The organism is Mesorhizobium sp. WSM4850 (assembly GCF_055811735.1).
On sequence record NZ_JBVVPV010000043.1, the window covers coordinates 1 to 15736 of the forward strand.

Here is a 15736-nt window from a genome sequence, read left to right on the forward strand (position 1 = left end):
GATGAGGGGCGGCGCAGACCTGAATCGATTGCCTTGGCGAGGGCCAGCCCTTGCAGGCCATGATAAGCCAACGATGCCAGCAAATCGCTAAGCCGGCCGCTTCTTCGCTTTCTTGCTCTTGGCGGGTCCGGCCTTGTCGAATTTCGGCTTGCCTGCCTTCCCGGCCCAGGGTTTTGCCTCGAATGCGGCGGGGCGCTGATCGGCTGACGGTGCGCGCTTCTCGAATTTGGGCGCGTTCTGGTCGAACGTCCGCTTGCCGCGGTGCGGCTTCTTGTCCGGCCGTGGCTCCTGATAGCCGGCCCGCGACAGGTCGGGCGTGCCGTCCAGCCGCTTCACCGCGATGTTGTTCTGCAGCTTGCGGTCCGGGCCGATCGCCTGGAGGAACCGATCGGCCCAATCCGCCGCGATCTGCACGAAAGTTTCCTCCGGCTGCATCTTGATGGCGCCGATCTCGCGCTTGGAGATGCCGCCGGTCCGGCACAGCATCGGGATCAGCCAGCGCGGCTCGGCATTCTGCCTGCGTCCCACCGACAGCGAGAACCAGACGCTGTCGCCGAAATCGTCGCGGCGGCTTGGCGCCTCGCCGCGACGGGCAAATCTGTCGCCAGAGGGCCTGTCGCCCGATGGCGTGAACGGAGCGACGTCTAGGAGATCCTCGGGCGCCGAGCGGCTGGAGCGGCACAGACGCACGAAGGCGGCGGCCACCTGATCGGGGCCGTGCTGCTCAAGAAGCGCATTGATGAAGCCGCGTTCATCATCCGTCACAGGCTCGCTGAAAACCGGGTCGGCGAGGATGCGCTCGTCGTCGCGGCGCAGGACGTCGTCGGCCGAAGGCGGGCTTGCCCAGGTCGCCGCAAGGCCAGCGCTTTGCAGCAGCCGTTCGGTGCGCCTGCGGGCATTGTTGGGCACGATCAGCGCGCTGACACCCTTGCGTCCCGCCCGTCCCGTCCGCCCGCTTCGGTGCAGCAGCGTCTCCGGATTGGTCGGCAGGTCGGCGTGGATCACCAGTTCGAGGTTGGGCAGGTCGATGCCGCGCGCCGCCACGTCGGTGGCGATGCAGACTTTTGCGCGGCCGTCGCGCATCGCCTGCAGCGCGTGGCTGCGCTCGTTCTGGCTCAGCTCGCCCGAAAGCGCGACGACGGAAAAGTTGCGGTTGTTGAAGCGCGCGGTCAGGTGATTGACGGCGGCGCGCGTGTTGCAGAACACCAGTGCGTTCTTCGCCTCGTAATAGCGCAGCACGTTGATGATGGCATTTTCCCGGTCGGCCTGGGCCACGCTCAGCGCCCGGTATTCAATGTCGAGATGCTGCTTCTCCTCGCCGCCGGCCGAGATGCGCACCGCATCGCGCTGGTAGCCCTTGGCCAGCGTGGCGATGGAGCGCGGCACGGTGGCCGAAAACATCAAGGTGCGGCGCTCGGCCGGCGCGGCGTCGAGGATGAATTCCAGATCCTCGCGAAAGCCGAGATCGAGCATCTCGTCGGCCTCGTCGAGCACCACTGCCTTCAGCTCGGACATGTCGAGCGAATTGCGGGTAATGTGGTCGCGCAGCCGGCCGGGCGTGCCGACGACGATATGGGCGCCGCGCTCCAGCGTGCGGCGCTCGGTCCGCATGTCCATGCCGCCGACGCAGGACGCTATCGCTGCGCCGGTCAGTTCGTAGAGCCATTCGAGTTCGCGCGTCACCTGCAAAGCGAGCTCCCGCGTCGGTGCCACGGCCAGCGCCAGCGGTGCTGCGGCTTGGGAAAAGCGCTCGGCGCCGTCGAGAAGGGTCGGCGCCAGAGCCAGCCCGAAGGCGACGGTCTTGCCGGAGCCGGTCTGGGCGGAAACCAGCGCATCGGCCTGTCCGAGCTCGAGTACCGCCTTCTGCACCGGCGTCAGCTCGACATAGCCGCGTTTTTCCAGCGCCTTTGCCAGCGCGGGGACAAGTGCTTCGAAATTGGACATTTCACTCTTTCGGAATTCGGATTCTTTTATGCCCGGCAATGGGTCATCCGTCGGCGAGCGCCAGGAGCGCCACGAGCCAAACGATCCAATCGTTCGTACTTCGCGCCGCCGCCATTGTACAGGGCAAGCCGCCTGGCGCGTCGCGATTGACTCTTTACGCAAACCGCGTAAAAGCCGGCACCGAATGGGGTAGTTTCGATGCGCGGCCTTTTGATGGCGCTTCTTGCCTTCGACGTCCCGGGCCGCAATGCGAACCATTGGGCCGGGCGTTTCGGCGCGTCTACTCGTTCCAGCAAAACCACGTTCTTGGCCAAAAAAACCGGTAAAACGACCACTAAAACGGTCTGATTCCCTTGGCCTAACCACCCTCTCCCGGGTCCGGCCCGGGGGTTGAAACCCGCATCGGCCGGCGGGTTTTCTCCAAAAAACCGAGCGGAGAGGACAGGAGATTTCGATGAGTTTCAAGGTTGCAATCGTCGGCGCCACGGGCAATGTGGGTCGGGAAATGCTCAACATACTGGAAGAGCGCGGCTTTCCGGTGAGCGAGGTGGTGGCGCTGGCCTCGCGGCGCAGCCAGGGCACGGAAGTGTCGTTCGGCGATCGCACGCTGAAGGTCAGGGCGCTCGACCAATATGATTTTTCCGATACCGACATCTGCATCATGTCGGCCGGCGGCAACGTTTCGAAGGAATGGTCGCCGAAGATCGGCAAGCAGGGTTGCGTCGTCATCGATAATTCGTCGGCCTTCCGCTATGACCAGGACGTGCCGCTGATCGTGCCGGAAGTGAACCCGGACGCGATTTCGCTGTTCACGCGCAAGAACATCATCGCCAACCCGAACTGCTCGACGGCGCAACTGGTCGTGGCGTTGAAGCCGCTGCATGACCTCGCCACCATCAAGCGTGTCGTCGTCGCCACCTATCAATCGGTATCCGGCGCCGGCAAGGAAGGCATGGACGAACTGTTCACGCAGACCCGCGCGGTGTTCGTCGCCGACCAGGTCGACGTCAAGAAGTTCACCAAGCGCATCGCCTTCAACGTCATCCCGCACATCGACGTCTTCCTCGACGACGGCTTCACCAAGGAAGAGTGGAAGATGGTCGCCGAGACCAAGAAGATGCTCGACCCCAAGATCAAGCTGACGGCGACCTGCGTGCGCGTGCCGGTGTTCATCGGCCATTCCGAAGCGGTCAACATCGAGTTCGAAAAGCCGATCACCGCCGAGGAAGCACGTGAGATCCTGCGCGAAGCGCCGGGCTGCCAGGTTCTCGACAAGCGCGAGGACGGCGGCTACATCACGCCGCTGGACTCGGCCGGCGAGGACGCGACCTTCATCTCGCGCATCCGCGAGGATTCGACCGTCGACAACGGCCTGTCGATGTGGATCGTCTCCGACAATCTGCGCAAGGGCGCGGCACTCAACGCGGTGCAGATCGCCGAATTGCTGATCGAGCGCGGGCTGATCCAACCGAAGAAGAAGGCGGCGTAACTTCTCGCTCACGGGCCGTATCGCCGCTGCCGCGGCAGGCCCCTGCGGGGGCGCCGGACGACCGGCGGCCCGCAGTCGCGGGCTCGGCCTTCGGCCGTTAGCTCCCTTCTCCCCGTTCACGGGGTGAGAAGTGGTCCGCGAAGCGGACGGAAAGCCAATTGCTTGGCTTTCCGAACGACGAACGCCCGTAGCGATAGCGAAGGGCCGGGATGCCGGCAGGCGGATGAGGGGCGGCACCGGCGCCTCAGTTAGGTCGCGTCGGGCCGGCATCACCTGGCCCTGCTCTGCCCTCAAACCGGCAAGACGACATCGCCATGTCGCTGGCGGCTGGGCTTGTGCGTGTATTGCGTCGCACAATGGAACCGACCAGGATCATTGCCGGTCCGTGAAAGGGGTTTCGATGATCGTTCGCCCGCGCCCGGGATTTTTGCATCTGTTCTTCATCATGCGCGGCTCGGTGGTGCCGCGCATCCTGCCGCAGATCTTCGGCTTCGGCATTTATGGCGCACTGGTGGTGCTGGCGGTCAGGGCCCTGCAGCTTGACCTCGGCAATGCCGGGCCCGCGCCGCTCGCCTTGCTCGGTGTGGCGCTGTCGATCTATCTCGGCTTCCGTAACAATGCCGCCTATGACCGCTGGTGGGAGGCGCGCAAGCTGTGGGGCCAGCTTGTGTTCGACATTCGCAATCTGGCGCGCGCCAGCACCGGGTTGATCGAGGATCGGGTCGAACTGCGCGGGCTGCTGATGGAGGCGATCGCCTTCTGTCACTTCCTGCGCGGCCTGCTTCGGCGGGTCGATGCCACGACCGAAGCACGCGCGTTCATCGATGAAGCGGCCGAAAGTGCTGCCAAGCTGGCCAACCCGCCGGACGCCATGCTGCGGCGGATGGGCGAGCGAGCCGCCGCGTTGTACAGGGCCGGCGCAATCGATGTCATGGGCTACCGCATTCTCGACGAGCGCCTGTCGCAAATCGCCGCAGCGCAGGCCGGCTGCGAGCGCATCATGGGAACACCGCTTCCGTTTGCCTACACGCTGCTGTTGCAGCGCACCGCCTATATCTTCTGCCTGCTGCTTCCGTTTGGGCTGGCCTCGACTGCCGGTTGGGCGACGCCGCTGTTCACGGCGCTGATCGCTTACACCTTTTTCGGCCTCGACGCGCTTTCGGAGGAACTCGAGGACCCGTTCGGCACCGAGGCCAACGATCTCGCCCTCGACGGTCTGTGCCGCGTCTGTGAAATCTCGGTGTTCGAGGCGCTCGGCGAAGCGCCGCCAAAAATGATCTCCGCCAAAAAATACTATTTTTCCTAGGGTTTGTTCCCGCGCTCACCGAAGCACCGTGCGCTGGAAAAATCATAAGCGTGTCGGATCGCCGCCTCACGCCGCGTCCTTGGTTCGACCCTCGCCAAGAGGGCTCGAAACAACCGGAGGACCAATGACTATGTCTCAAACAGCATCCGTCACGCCGAGCGCGCTGTGGACCGGCCGCGGGCTCAGCGCCCTCATCGTGCTGTTCATGACCTTCGACGGCGTCATCAAGCTGCCGCCGCTCGATGTCGTCACCCAGACCATGGTGCAACTCGGCTGGCCGGCCGATCCCGATGTCTCGCGCATGCTCGGCATCGTCGGGCTGGTCTCGACCGCGCTCTATGCGGTGCCGCGCACCTCGGTGCTCGGCGCCGTCCTGCTCACCGCCTATCTCGGCGGCGCCATCGCGACCCACGCGCGTCTTGGCAGCCCGCTGTTCTCGCACACATTGTTCGGCGTCTATCTCGGCCTCATTCTGTGGGGCGGCCTTTTCCTGCGCAATCCCGGGGTGCGCTCGCTGATCCCGTTCAGCCGGTAGCGGCGACATCAAAAGCCGTTCGATGGCGGTCGCGCCGCCAGAGAGGGCGCCGCCACCCTTCTTCCTTGTCCGTGGATCAAATCGCCCGGTTGCGAGTTAGACCATGTGGGGCGAGGACGGAAAACCCCATTTGGGAGGAGCGACGATGAAGAAATTGGTGGTCATGATCATATTGGCAACCACGCTCGCAGCCTGTTCCCGGACAGAACAGGGCGCCGCGGTCGGTGGCCTGGGAGGCGCTGCTGTCGGCGCTGCCGTTGCAAATGACCCGGTGGAGGGAGCTGTTGTTGGTGGTGCTGTCGGCGCCGTCGCCGGCGCACTGATCGGTCGTGCGACCGAACCCGGCCGGTGCCGCTATCGCGATCGCTATGGACGCGTCTACATCGCCCGCTGCCCGGCAGGCTATTGATCGGGCCGCGTCATAGCTCCGACGAAATGAAACGGCGGGCAAAGCGCCCGCCGTTCCGTAAGCGATAAAAAGCGGATTATTCGGCGGTCGCGGCTTCCGCCTCGGCCGGCGCGGCTGCCGCAGCGGCAACAGCGGCGGCTGCATCGTCCTGCGCCTTCTTCAGAAGTGCGGCGCGTTCCTGCGCCTTCTTGCCGGGCTCGGCCTTCTTGGGATTGGAGCGGGCCTCGCGCTTGGCGATGCCGGCCTCGTCGAGGAAGCGCAGCACGCGGTCGGTCGGCTGAGCGCCGTGCGAGAGCCAATGCTTGACGCGGTCGGCGTCGACCTTGACCCGCTCGCCGTCCTTGGGCAGCAGCGGGTTCCACGAGCCGAGCGACTCGATGAAACGGCCGTCGCGCGGCGAACGGGCGTCGGCGACGACGACGTGGTAATAGGGACGCTTTTTCGAGCCCGCACGGGCCAGTCGGATTTTCAATGGCATTTCTTTTCTCCTAAAACGCTGATTTCGGGTTTACGGCTGGTCCTCAGCCGGTTTTCGTTCCGCCGTTGGATGCGGCGATATGCTCGTGATGGCGGATCACTTCGCGGACGACGAAGTTCAGGAATTTCTCCGCGAAATCCGGGTCGAGATGGGCGTCCTTCGCCAGTTGGCGAAGGCGGGCGATCTGCTGCTGCTCGCGCGCCGGATCGGCCGGCGGCAGGCCATGCGATGCCTTCAGTTCGCCGACCGCCTTGGTGCAGCGGAAACGCTCGGCCAGCATGTGGATGAGCGCTGCGTCGATGTTGTCGATCGAGGCGCGGTAGTCGACCAGCGCCGCGCGTGCGTCGGCCATGTCCTTCTCTTCGTTCATCGCGCCCTCACTTCTTCTTGCCAGGGGCGTTCTTGCCGAGCATTGGCAGACCGCCGCCGGATCCTGGCAAACCAGGAAGCTTCATGCCGCCGGGCAGCCCAGGCAGACCACCGCCACCTGGGAGGCCACCGGGAAGACCCTTCATGCCGCCGAGACCGGCTGCCTGTGCTTGCTTCTGCAAGGCTTCGAGCTGCTTGGGGTCCATCTTGGACAGGTCCGGCATGCCGCCGCCCATCGTGCCGCCCAGGCCACCCATGCCCCCTGGCATCATGCCGCCGAGTCCCATCTTCTGGGCCAGACCGCCCATCATGCCACGCATCAGGCCACCGCCTTTGCCCTTGCCGCCCATCGCTTTCATCATGTCGGCCATGCCGCGGTGCATCTTCAGGAGCTTGTTGATCTCGGCCGCATCGGTGCCGGAGCCTGCGGCGATGCGCTTCTTGCGCGAGTGCTTCAGAATATCGGGGTTGGCGCGCTCGGCCTTGGTCATGGACGAGATGATGGCGAGCTGGCGGCCGAACATCTTGTCGTCGAGACCGGCGGCAGCCATCTGATCCTTCATCTTGCCCATGCCCGGCATCATGCCCATGATGCCGCCCATGCCGCCCATCTTCGACATCTGCTGAAGCTGGCCGGCAAGATCGTTCAGGTCGAACTTGCCCGACTGCATCTTCTTGGCCATCGCCGCCGCCTGCTCGGCGTCGATGTTTTCGGCAGCCTTTTCGACGAGGCTGATGATGTCGCCCATGCCGAGAATGCGGTCGGCGATGCGCTTGGGATGGAATTCCTCCAGCCCGTCCATTTTCTCGCCGGTGCCGATCAGCTTGATCGGCTTGCCGGTGACGGCGCGCATGGAAAGTGCCGCACCACCACGGCCGTCGCCATCCATACGGGTCAGCGCCAGGCCGGTGATGCCGACGCGCTCATCGAAGCTTTTTGCCAGATTGACGGCATCTTGGCCGGTCAGCGAATCGGCGACCAAAAGGATTTCGTGCGGCGACGAGACCTTCTTGATGTCGGCCATCTCGACCATCAGCGGCTCGTCTATATGGGTGCGGCCGGCGGTGTCGAGGATGACGACGTCATGGCCGCCGAGCTTTGCCGCCTGCACGGCGCGGCGGGCGATGTCGACCGGCGTCTGGCCCTCGACGATCGGCAGCGTGGCGACCTTGACCTGCTCGCCGAGCTGACGGAGCTGCTCCTGCGCGGCGGGACGCCGCGTGTCGAGCGAGGCCATCAGGACCTTCTTGTTCTGACGCTCGGTAAGACGCTTGGCGATCTTGGCCGATGTCGTGGTCTTGCCGGAACCCTGCAGGCCGACCATCATGATGACGACCGGAGCCGGTGCATTGAGGTCGATGGCGACGCCCTCGGCGCCCAGCATCCCGACCAGCTCGTCGTGGACGATCTTGACGACCATCTGCCCGGGCTTGATCGACTTCAGCACGGCGGCGCCGACGGCCTTCTCGCGCACCTTGTCGGTGAAGGAACGCACCACTTCCAGCGCAACGTCGGCCTCAAGCAGCGCACGGCGCACCTCGCGCAGCGCCGCCGAGACATCGGCCTCGGACAGGGCGCCGCGGCCGGTGAGGCCGTTCAGGATCGAACCAAGACGTTCCTGTAGCGATTCAAACATTCTTCTTCCTTTTCCCTGGCACCCGGATGATGCCCGAGAGGTAATGCGTTCGCGCCCAGTATCCAACTCAAGCTGTCCAGGCAAAAGCCCAAAGCCAAAAAGCACCCGGGGGCGCACAGCGCTGCCGGATGTTGGCCTCCAGGATCGATTTACAGCACGTCGCCTCAAACAGGCTTCGGCGTCCCGGTCGGCTTGCTCGGAGGGATACTCGTCGCGGAATTCGCGGGCTGTAGACAGGAAATCGGCCGCGGAGTCAAGGTGCGGGGCCGAATACGCTGAACCGGGCCGATTCGGTTTATGGCAGCACCACCAGCGTGATGCGCATCAGCTTGGGCCGCCGGGGTGCGAAAAATCCGGCTCGACCTTCAGCGGCGAGCGCGGGTGCAGCAGCAGCAGAACGGTCAACAGGCTGCAGACGATGCCGATCGCCGCGATGAGGACGGCATCAAGCGTCGTCCAGCCGGGGCCTTCGAGCGGCTTGGCGTTGAACAGGGCGAAGGAATTGTAGCTTTGCTGGTGCGAAATCAGCAGGAAGCCGGTCAGATTGTTGCCGAGGTGGGCGCCGAAGGCCGCGCCGAGATTGTCCGTGGCATAGACCACAAGCGTCAGGAGCAGCGCAAAAGCGGCGATCGAGGCGAGCACGCAGGCGTTGATGGCGGTCGTCGAGCCTGGGTTCCAATGCATCGCGGTGAACAGAAGTCCTGGCAGCAGCGCCCAGATGAAGGGGTTTTGAAAGCGGTTGGCCAGGCCCCTGAGGAGATAGCCGCGAAACAGCACCTCTTCGGACGAGGTCTGCAGCAGGGTCAGCGCGGCGATCGGGATCAGGAACAGCAGCCAGGACGACAGGGCGATCGCACCGCGCGCAATGTCGGGCTGCAAGAGATAGAGCAGTATCTCGGAGAGCAGCGATGTGACCAGCACCGCGGCCAATCCCCTAAAAAATCCCGAGCGCGAAACGCGGCGGCTGGTGCCGATCAGCGCCATCAGGGGCTCGCGATGGACCCAGCGCATGGCAGCCCACAGGCCGAGCCAGATTCCGGCGAAGGAGGCGAGCGCGGCGAGGATCCCGGCGGGTGAGGCCATGAAATTCTGCATCGCCCCTCCTTCCATCGGGGCGCCGGACGATGCTTGCCAGACGACGAAGAAATAGGCGCCGCCGAACAGCATGGCGACGGTCGTCGCGACCCAGAACAGGACGACGATCGCCGTTCCGAGCAGGAGCCGCGGCAGGGTCGTCTTGGCGTTGGGAGTATGCCGATAGCGCTCGAAAGCGGCAGGGTCTATCACGCGGGCTCACAGGCTGGTGCTTCGGGTCGCATGATCTATTCGATCGGGTCGTGCCGCGCAATCGCTAGCCGCCAGCATTGCAAGGTCACTTCTCCCCGTCACGATACGGGGAGAAGTGCCCGGTCCACCCTCCGCAGCTGCTGCGGAGGACGGGCAGGACGATGAGGGGCGGCGCCAATCTCGACAATTGGTGGTCTCCAACGAGCATGGATTCCGTCATTTGTCTGAGGCGATTGCCCTGTTCGGCACCGTCAGCGCTCGACGTACATGATGCGTCGGGTGCCGGGGTCGACCAGTGCCGGCTGACCGTTCACATAGACATAGCGGTAGTCATAGTCCGGAATCTCGCGCAACTCGACGGTATCGGGCAAGGTCGCGCCGGTAACCACCTCGCCCTCGAGATAAACCGGGTCGACCCGGTTGGTCTCGATGTAGGTGCGGACTTCGGCCGGCGGCCGCCTGATCGGCTCGATCGGCTCGCCAGCGACGATCGCTCCGGTATAGATGTCGGGATCGTCGACATCGGCGGGGGCTTCGACGATGGTAATGTCTGCGTCGGCCGGGCGCCGGGTCAGGACGACCTCGTTGCCGCCGAAATCGGCCGTCACATAGTCGGAATAGATCCAGCCCTGGCCATTGGCCTCGGCTATGGTGCACCATTTGCTGTTTTGGATGCAGCCATCGAGCGTTGCCGACTGGCCGGCGGCGAGCACTCCGATCACCGGGTATTGCGGCCCTGGGCCAGCGCGAATGTTGAGATCGGCGACCGCCGAAACGGCGGTATCGGCCAAGGCTGTGCCGGACATGGCGACAAGCGCTCCGGCGACAGCAGGAAACAGTATGCGCTTCATGGTTTCGCTCCGTGTTGATGGTCCCTCGCGAACGAAAACGAAACAAGACCTCATGCGTTCCGGCTAAAACGCCTCGGCCGGCTCACGTTTTGTTCCGGTTTCTTTCACGACTCCGGTCAGGAGTTCATGGACGAAGGCCAGCTTCTGTGCCGTCAGCTCCGAGATGACGAAGGGATAGAGGTCCGGCAGGCCCATGCAGCGGTTGATCGAGTTGGACGCTTCCGACAGCACCAGCCAGCGGGCCAGGATCTTTTCGAACGGTTCGGGAACGGCGGCAGGTTCCGACGGCGCCGGCTGGAGCTCGCCGCCGGTGTCGCCCCGCGACAGGTCGTTGGCCTCCATGGTTTCCAGCCGGCCGAGCGGGAAATTCAGCGCATGCACCATCTCCAGCGTATCGGTGATGTGCAGATGGTGTGCCCATGTCTCGGCCCAGTCCTCCCAGGGATGGGACGTGGCATAGGCGGAAATGTGGTCCTGCTGCCAGTCGGGCGGCGCGCCATTGGCATGGTAGGCCTTCAGCGCCTGCTCGTAATCGGCGCGCTCGTCGCCGAACAAGGTGCGGAAGGCGGCAAGCCGTTGCGGGTCGTCGCGGATCAAGCGGTCCCAGTAATAGTGGCCGAGCTCATGGCGGAAATGGCCGAGCAAAGTGCGATAGTTCTCGCCCATCTCGACGCGCCGTCTTTCGCGCTCGGCCGAATCCGCCTCGGCGACATTGAGTGTGATCAGGCCGTTGTCATGGCCGGTCAGGATGCGCGCGCCACCCGGACCGCCGATCGGATCGGCGAGAAAGTCGAAGGCGAGGCCGGCCTCGTCGCCGGCGTTCCGCTTGGGCGCGACCGGCAGTCCGGCGGCGAGCAGCGAATAGATGGCCCGCTTCTTTGCCGCTTCGACGCGGATCCAGCGACGGCGGTTGCCATCGACCGAAAGGTCCGGGATCAGCTGGTTCAGCGCGCAGGCGCCGCAGAAGGCATGGCCAGGTTCCGCCATCCAGTTGCAGGCGCACTCGTCGGCATTGGTGCACTGGAAAACGCCGCCGGCGCCAGACAGCACGAAGCGCGCATGCCCGGGATCGTAGAGCACGGAGCTGGCGCAGTTCAGGCACTGGGCGTTCTCGAAATAGAGGCGGTGGCCGCAATGCGGGCAATCGAAGAGCTTCATCCCAATCTCGAATCACCAGGTCTCAAATTATGTGGCCCGGATATAGTGCGCAGCGGCATATCGCCCAAACGCCTGTCGGCGGCCGGCGTTCCTGCTGTTGCTATTTTGCCGCAAGCTGGGCGGCGACCGTTCTCGCCACCGCCTCGCCCGATAGCCTGGCGCCGCCGCAGGTCTGCATCAGCGGACCGGCCAGATGCTCGCCGGCGAAGAAGATTTTTTCCGCCACCGGCTGCATCAGCGTGGCGCGCGCCTGCGAACGGCCGGGTCGGGCCGCCGCATAGGCGCCGCGCACGAACCGCTCGCCGCCCCAATTGGTCATCATGGCGCGCCCGACATGTTTTCTGACGTCGCCGCCGAAGATGGCGCACAGCCGATCGACGACGAAGTCGACGCCTGCCGCCTCGCCCGCCGCCGACATCTCCCAAGCGAAATCGCCGCCGACGAAGCCGACCATCAGGTCGAGGTCGAAGGGAAAGCAAAGGAAGTAGATGTCGTGCCTGGCCAGCCGCTCGATCAGCAGGTCGTCGAACGGCGCCAGCCCGAGCCTTGTGCCCCTGATCTCAACTGGCAGCTTGGTCAGCATGCCCATCGGCAGGTCGAAGAAGGCAGCGACATGCCTGTCTGGCAGCGCCGGCGCGAATTCGATCTCCTCGAAGGCGAGCACCGCCGGCGAGGCGGTGACGATGACCGCCTTGGCGCGGATGATGCCGCGATCGGTGACGCAGGCGACGCCGGGCACGTCCCAGAGGATTTTCCGCACCGGCGTCGACAGCTCGACCGGCACGTCGGCGCCGAAACGGGCGACCAGCGCGCCGAACCCCTCCTTGGTGAAATAGTTCGGATCGAGATCGGCGGCAGCCCGAAAGTCGCGGATCGATATCTCGTCCTCGTCGGCGCCGAAGTCCATCGGCCCGGCAAAGGTGGCGGCGGCGCGCGGCGCATGGCCTTTAGCGAGCAGGGCCGAAAGACGGTCGTCGTCACCAACCTTGACCTCATGCGCCGCCAGCAGCTCGAACAGCCTGATATCGGCCGCCTTCATCGCGGCCTCTTCGTCCTCGCTCGCCTTTCGGTTGCGATAGTAGAGATGATCGACATTCATGTCGTGATGATGGAGCGTCCAGCGAGCGGCTTGCGCCTCGGGAAAGTAGGGATTGCGGTCGGCCGCGTGCAGCCAGGCGCAGCCGATGTCGAAAGGAACACCGAAATGCTGGTCGCTGGTCCAGGCGCGGCCGCCGATACGGTTCATCGCTTCGACCAGCTTGAAGGAAAGGCCGGCCGCACGCAGGGTCCTGGCGGCGGAAAGTCCCGCCGAACCGGCGCCGATGACCACGACGTCAACGTCTTCCATGAATATTCTAGCCCCCCGCCACAATAATTACTTGATCGTAAGCAAGTTGTCCGGCATTCGCCAGCGCTGCGGCGAGGATGCGTAAACGAGTTCTTAGCGCATCGGCTCGAAAATCGGTGCCGATTTTCGGAAAGCACGATGCGCAGATTGTAAAGTGTTGGAGCGTACTGCGTCCAAGTGGGCGCAAATCGCTCCAACGGTGACAAGCGGGCGTTTCGCTGGCAAATTCGTATTTGGGACAAGATCCAGGCAACCAGGAGAGCAACATGGCATTTTTTGCCAAGGCAAAGATTTTAGCGGCGGCGGCATCGATGATGCTTGCGGCGGCAACAGCGGCACAGGCCGCCCAATGCGGCAAAACGGGCGCGGGCTTCGAAGCGTGGAAGGCGGAGTTCGCGCAGGAAGCAAGGGCCAGCGGTGTAGGCTCGAAGGGTCTGGCCGCTCTGGCTAGTGCGACCTACGCAAAAAGGACGATCGCCGCCGACCGCGCTATCCACAAGGCTTTCGGTGGCTCGTTGGATGCTTTCATGAAGCGCCGTGGCGCGTCCACGATCATATCCAAGGGCCGTTCACTGAAGAAGTCGAACGCGGCGCTGTTCGACAAGATCGAACGGACCTACGGCGTGACGCCGGGTGTGTTGCTCGCCATCTGGGGGATGGAGACCGGCTTCGGTTCCTTCTTGGGCAAGCAGAATACGGTCTCTGCCATTGTAACGCTCGCCTATGATTGCCGCCGCCCGGAGTTCTTCTACCCGCATGCTGTTGCAGCCCTGAAACTGGTTGATCGCGGCGCGTTGAGCGCCTCGTCGGTCGGCGCCATGCATGGCGAGATTGGCCATACACAGTTCCTGCCCGGAAATGTCTTGAAATACGGGGTCGGCAGCGGAAATCTGCGCGACAAGGCCACTGCGTTGGCTTCCACCGCCAACTTCCTCAAGGCTCATGGTTGGCAGGCGGGTGCCAGCGCACAGGCGAATCTCGGTGCAATTGCCGGCTGGAATGACGCGAGCAACTATCAACAGGCCATCGCCCGCATCGCCACGGCGATCGATGGCGAGTGATACAAGTCTCTATTCGACGGAAAGCCCGGCCATGCGCCGGGCTTTTTTGTCGATGGTCTGAGTACGACTGCCGCCGCTCGGCCCCGCCTTGGGAACGAAGGCATGAAGCAGAGAAGCTAATTCGGCGAACCGAGCGCCTTGTCCATCGCTTCCCTGACCTCGGCCGGCCACGTGTTCACCGCCGGCCACGCATCCGGCTCGGGCTTGTCGCCGCGGCGGGCGAAATAGAGCTTGTGGTTGGCCGGATCGATCGCCATGAAGCCGTCGTCGCCGCCGCAATCATGCGGGATGCAGCCGCTGGCGTGGAAGACGCCCGAGGTGGTTTTCTCGGTGCCGCCGCCGACCAGCAGGCTGGTCGCCATGTCGGGCATCTCCTTGCCGAGCAGCGACGCGGCTTGCCTGTAGACGGCCTCGTTATGGAAGGCATCGACGATTCTGTCGTATTTCTCCGGGTCGACATCTTTCCAGCCTGTACCCGGCTCCGGCATGTAGGCGAGGTTGCCCGAGGTCGACAACCCGCCGGTCGGCGACCATTGCAGCGCCGGCTTCGATTCGCCCGGCAAGAGATTGGGCACGAAATAGATGGCGCCGTCGGATAGCGCGGCCGGCGGTGCGCCGCATTCGTCCTGCTCGACGGTGGTCGTCTGGATCGTGCCGCCTTCCGGCTTCCACACGATCACCTTGGCCGGACCGCATTGATTGCCGCCGTCGCCGACATCGACCAGCGCCACCGTGACGCCGCCGACCTCGACAATCCTGTCGAAGAAGACATCGTAATTGCGCGCCAGCTGCTTGCCGTCATAGGCCAGCACCCTCTCGCCATAGTCTTCCTGCTGGGTGATGGTCAGCTGCCCATTCTCGAACGGGACCGGTGCTTGGCCGTCATCCTCGGCCAGGGCCGCATTGCTCGACGCGCCCAGGTCGGCGGCCCCGCCGGACGCATCGTCAGCCGGCACGAGCACCGTGTCGGTCTGTGCATGCGCGCCAGCCACCGGCATCAGAATCCACGCCAGCGCCCAGGCGCCGGCAAGCAGCGAACGTGTCATGCCTGTCCCTCCGTTCAGCCGCCACGAACCCGGCCTGTCGCGGCCGGGGTCATCCTACCGTTCAGGCCCAGGGCCGCAGCTCGGCGTTCTTCTTCTCGAACGAGGCGATGGCGTCGGCCTTCTCCATGGTCAGGCCGATATCATCGAGCCCGTTTAAGAGGCAGTGCCGCTTGAAGTCGTCGAGGTCGAACTTGACCACGCCGCCGTCCGGTCCGCGGATTTCCTTGGCTTCGAGGTCGATCGACAGCGTTGCGTTGGAGCCGCGCGAGGCGTCGTCCATCAGCTTGTCCAGATCCTCCGGGCTGACGGTGATCGGCAGGATGCCGTTCTTGAAGCAGTTGTTGTAGAAAATGTCGGCGAACGAGGTCGAGATGACGCAGCGTATGCCGAAGTCGAGCAGCGCCCACGGCGCATGCTCGCGCGACGAGCCGCAGCCGAAATTGTCGCCGGCGACCAAGATCTGCGCCTTGCGGTAGGCCGGCTTGTTGAGCACGAAGTCGGGGTTTTCCGAGCCGTCGTCCGTGTAGCGCATTTCGGCAAACAGTCCGCTGCCGAGCCCGGTGCGCTTGATCGTCTTGAGATAATCCTTGGGAATGATCATGTCGGTGTCGACATTGACGATCGGCATCGGCGCGGCAACGCCGGTGAGCTTGGTGAATTTTTCCATAGGTCTTGCCCGTCTTCTTTTCGCTGCGGGGATGTATTGGCGCCCGGTTTACACAAAGCTGCAGGCAAATAAAAGGCGGCTGTTTTCGCAAGCTTTGGTCCTAGAGCACGGACCGCTTCAAAGTTGCCGCCCTATGGTGCACCTTGGCCGG

Annotated in this window: 15 protein-coding genes; 5 read left to right on the plus strand and 10 right to left on the minus strand. The window is 64.2% G+C overall.

All coding sequences use genetic code 11. The annotated features are described in order from the left end of the window. Positions 1–87: 87 nt before the first annotated feature. The gene (locus tag AC0L2Z_RS28425) at positions 88–1944 is read right to left on the minus strand and encodes a DEAD/DEAH box helicase (RefSeq protein WP_473629910.1); all 1857 of its coding nucleotides are present in this window, start codon (positions 1942–1944) and stop codon (positions 88–90) included. A 454-nt stretch (positions 1945–2398) separates the two neighbouring features. Here AC0L2Z_RS28425 and AC0L2Z_RS28430 point away from each other — a divergent pair, with 454 nt between their 5' ends. From AC0L2Z_RS28430 to AC0L2Z_RS28445, 4 genes are all read left to right on the plus strand, one after another. Then, positions 2399–3433 (plus strand): aspartate-semialdehyde dehydrogenase, encoded by a 1035-nt coding sequence (locus tag AC0L2Z_RS28430; RefSeq protein ID WP_091592145.1) that lies wholly within the window; start codon positions 2399–2401, stop codon positions 3431–3433. Positions 3434–3833: 400 nt separating this feature from the next. Then, positions 3834–4739 carry a bestrophin family protein gene (locus tag AC0L2Z_RS28435; protein ID WP_287173060.1) on the plus strand — a complete coding sequence of 302 codons (906 nt, stop codon included), beginning with the start codon at positions 3834–3836 and terminating at the stop codon, positions 4737–4739. 124 nt (positions 4740–4863) lie between these two features. Further along, a complete protein-coding gene (locus tag AC0L2Z_RS28440) occupies positions 4864–5274 on the plus strand; it encodes a DoxX family protein (RefSeq protein WP_091592141.1) in 411 nt (136 codons plus the stop codon). A gap of 145 nt (positions 5275–5419) precedes the next feature. After that, positions 5420–5683, plus strand: a complete 264-nt coding sequence (locus AC0L2Z_RS28445; RefSeq protein ID WP_287173062.1) for a YMGG-like glycine zipper-containing protein — start codon at positions 5420–5422, stop codon at positions 5681–5683. 76 nt (positions 5684–5759) lie between these two features. On the opposite strand, the gene rpsP is transcribed toward AC0L2Z_RS28445, so the two are convergent. The 7 genes from rpsP to AC0L2Z_RS28480 all read right to left on the minus strand — a co-directional run bounded on the left by rpsP (position 5760) and on the right by AC0L2Z_RS28480 (position 12811). Beyond that, a complete protein-coding gene (gene rpsP, locus AC0L2Z_RS28450; RefSeq protein ID WP_027153676.1) occupies positions 5760–6161 on the minus strand; it encodes a 30S ribosomal protein S16 in 402 nt (133 codons plus the stop codon). A 43-nt stretch (positions 6162–6204) separates the two neighbouring features. Continuing rightward, positions 6205–6531, minus strand: a complete 327-nt coding sequence (locus AC0L2Z_RS28455) for a chorismate mutase (RefSeq protein WP_023803766.1) — start codon at positions 6529–6531, stop codon at positions 6205–6207. A gap of 7 nt (positions 6532–6538) precedes the next feature. Beyond that, positions 6539–8167, minus strand: a complete 1629-nt coding sequence (gene ffh / locus AC0L2Z_RS28460; protein ID WP_287173065.1) for a signal recognition particle protein — start codon at positions 8165–8167, stop codon at positions 6539–6541. A 324-nt stretch (positions 8168–8491) separates the two neighbouring features. Beyond that, positions 8492–9454: a lysostaphin resistance A-like protein gene (locus tag AC0L2Z_RS28465; RefSeq protein ID WP_473629911.1), complete on the minus strand. Its 963-nt coding sequence runs from the start codon at positions 9452–9454 to the stop codon at positions 8492–8494. A 251-nt stretch (positions 9455–9705) separates the two neighbouring features. After that, on the minus strand, positions 9706–10305 hold the full coding sequence (locus tag AC0L2Z_RS28470) for a DUF1236 domain-containing protein (protein ID WP_023803769.1): 600 nt from the start codon (positions 10303–10305) through the stop codon (positions 9706–9708). Positions 10306–10368: 63 nt separating this feature from the next. Further along, positions 10369–11463, minus strand: a complete 1095-nt coding sequence (locus AC0L2Z_RS28475; protein WP_023803770.1) for a zinc-binding metallopeptidase family protein — start codon at positions 11461–11463, stop codon at positions 10369–10371. A gap of 100 nt (positions 11464–11563) precedes the next feature. Next, the gene (locus tag AC0L2Z_RS28480; protein WP_473629912.1) at positions 11564–12811 is read right to left on the minus strand and encodes a flavin monoamine oxidase family protein; all 1248 of its coding nucleotides are present in this window, start codon (positions 12809–12811) and stop codon (positions 11564–11566) included. Between the two features lie 266 nt (positions 12812–13077). On the opposite strand from AC0L2Z_RS28480, the gene AC0L2Z_RS28485 reads away from it, so the two are divergent. Then, entirely contained in the window at positions 13078–13872 is a 795-nt protein-coding gene (locus tag AC0L2Z_RS28485) for a lytic murein transglycosylase (RefSeq protein WP_473629913.1), read from the plus strand. 116 nt (positions 13873–13988) lie between these two features. On the opposite strand, the gene AC0L2Z_RS28490 is transcribed toward AC0L2Z_RS28485, so the two are convergent. Both AC0L2Z_RS28490 and leuD read right to left on the minus strand, forming a co-directional pair. Next, entirely contained in the window at positions 13989–14918 is a 930-nt protein-coding gene (locus AC0L2Z_RS28490) for a hypothetical protein (RefSeq protein ID WP_473629914.1), read from the minus strand. A gap of 61 nt (positions 14919–14979) precedes the next feature. After that, entirely contained in the window at positions 14980–15585 is a 606-nt protein-coding gene (gene leuD / locus AC0L2Z_RS28495; protein WP_023803774.1) for a 3-isopropylmalate dehydratase small subunit, read from the minus strand. Positions 15586–15736 lie beyond the last annotated feature (151 nt).

Coding starts and splice junctions, on each gene's coding strand:
- AC0L2Z_RS28425 (WP_473629910.1), bottom strand. CDS start 1,944: ATGTCCAATTTCGAAGCACTTGTCCCCGCGCTGGCAAAGGCGCTGGAA.
- AC0L2Z_RS28430 (WP_091592145.1), top strand. CDS start 2,399: ATGAGTTTCAAGGTTGCAATCGTCGGCGCCACGGGCAATGTGGGTCGG.
- AC0L2Z_RS28435 (WP_287173060.1), top strand. CDS start 3,834: ATGATCGTTCGCCCGCGCCCGGGATTTTTGCATCTGTTCTTCATCATG.
- AC0L2Z_RS28440 (WP_091592141.1), top strand. CDS start 4,864: ATGACTATGTCTCAAACAGCATCCGTCACGCCGAGCGCGCTGTGGACC.
- AC0L2Z_RS28445 (WP_287173062.1), top strand. CDS start 5,420: ATGAAGAAATTGGTGGTCATGATCATATTGGCAACCACGCTCGCAGCC.
- rpsP (WP_027153676.1), bottom strand. CDS start 6,161: ATGCCATTGAAAATCCGACTGGCCCGTGCGGGCTCGAAAAAGCGTCCC.
- AC0L2Z_RS28455 (WP_023803766.1), bottom strand. CDS start 6,531: ATGAACGAAGAGAAGGACATGGCCGACGCACGCGCGGCGCTGGTCGAC.
- ffh (WP_287173065.1), bottom strand. CDS start 8,167: ATGTTTGAATCGCTACAGGAACGTCTTGGTTCGATCCTGAACGGCCTC.
- AC0L2Z_RS28470 (WP_023803769.1), bottom strand. CDS start 10,305: ATGAAGCGCATACTGTTTCCTGCTGTCGCCGGAGCGCTTGTCGCCATG.
- AC0L2Z_RS28475 (WP_023803770.1), bottom strand. CDS start 11,463: ATGAAGCTCTTCGATTGCCCGCATTGCGGCCACCGCCTCTATTTCGAG.
- AC0L2Z_RS28480 (WP_473629912.1), bottom strand. CDS start 12,811: ATGGAAGACGTTGACGTCGTGGTCATCGGCGCCGGTTCGGCGGGACTT.
- AC0L2Z_RS28485 (WP_473629913.1), top strand. CDS start 13,078: ATGGCATTTTTTGCCAAGGCAAAGATTTTAGCGGCGGCGGCATCGATG.
- AC0L2Z_RS28490 (WP_473629914.1), bottom strand. CDS start 14,918: ATGACACGTTCGCTGCTTGCCGGCGCCTGGGCGCTGGCGTGGATTCTG.
- leuD (WP_023803774.1), bottom strand. CDS start 15,585: ATGGAAAAATTCACCAAGCTCACCGGCGTTGCCGCGCCGATGCCGATC.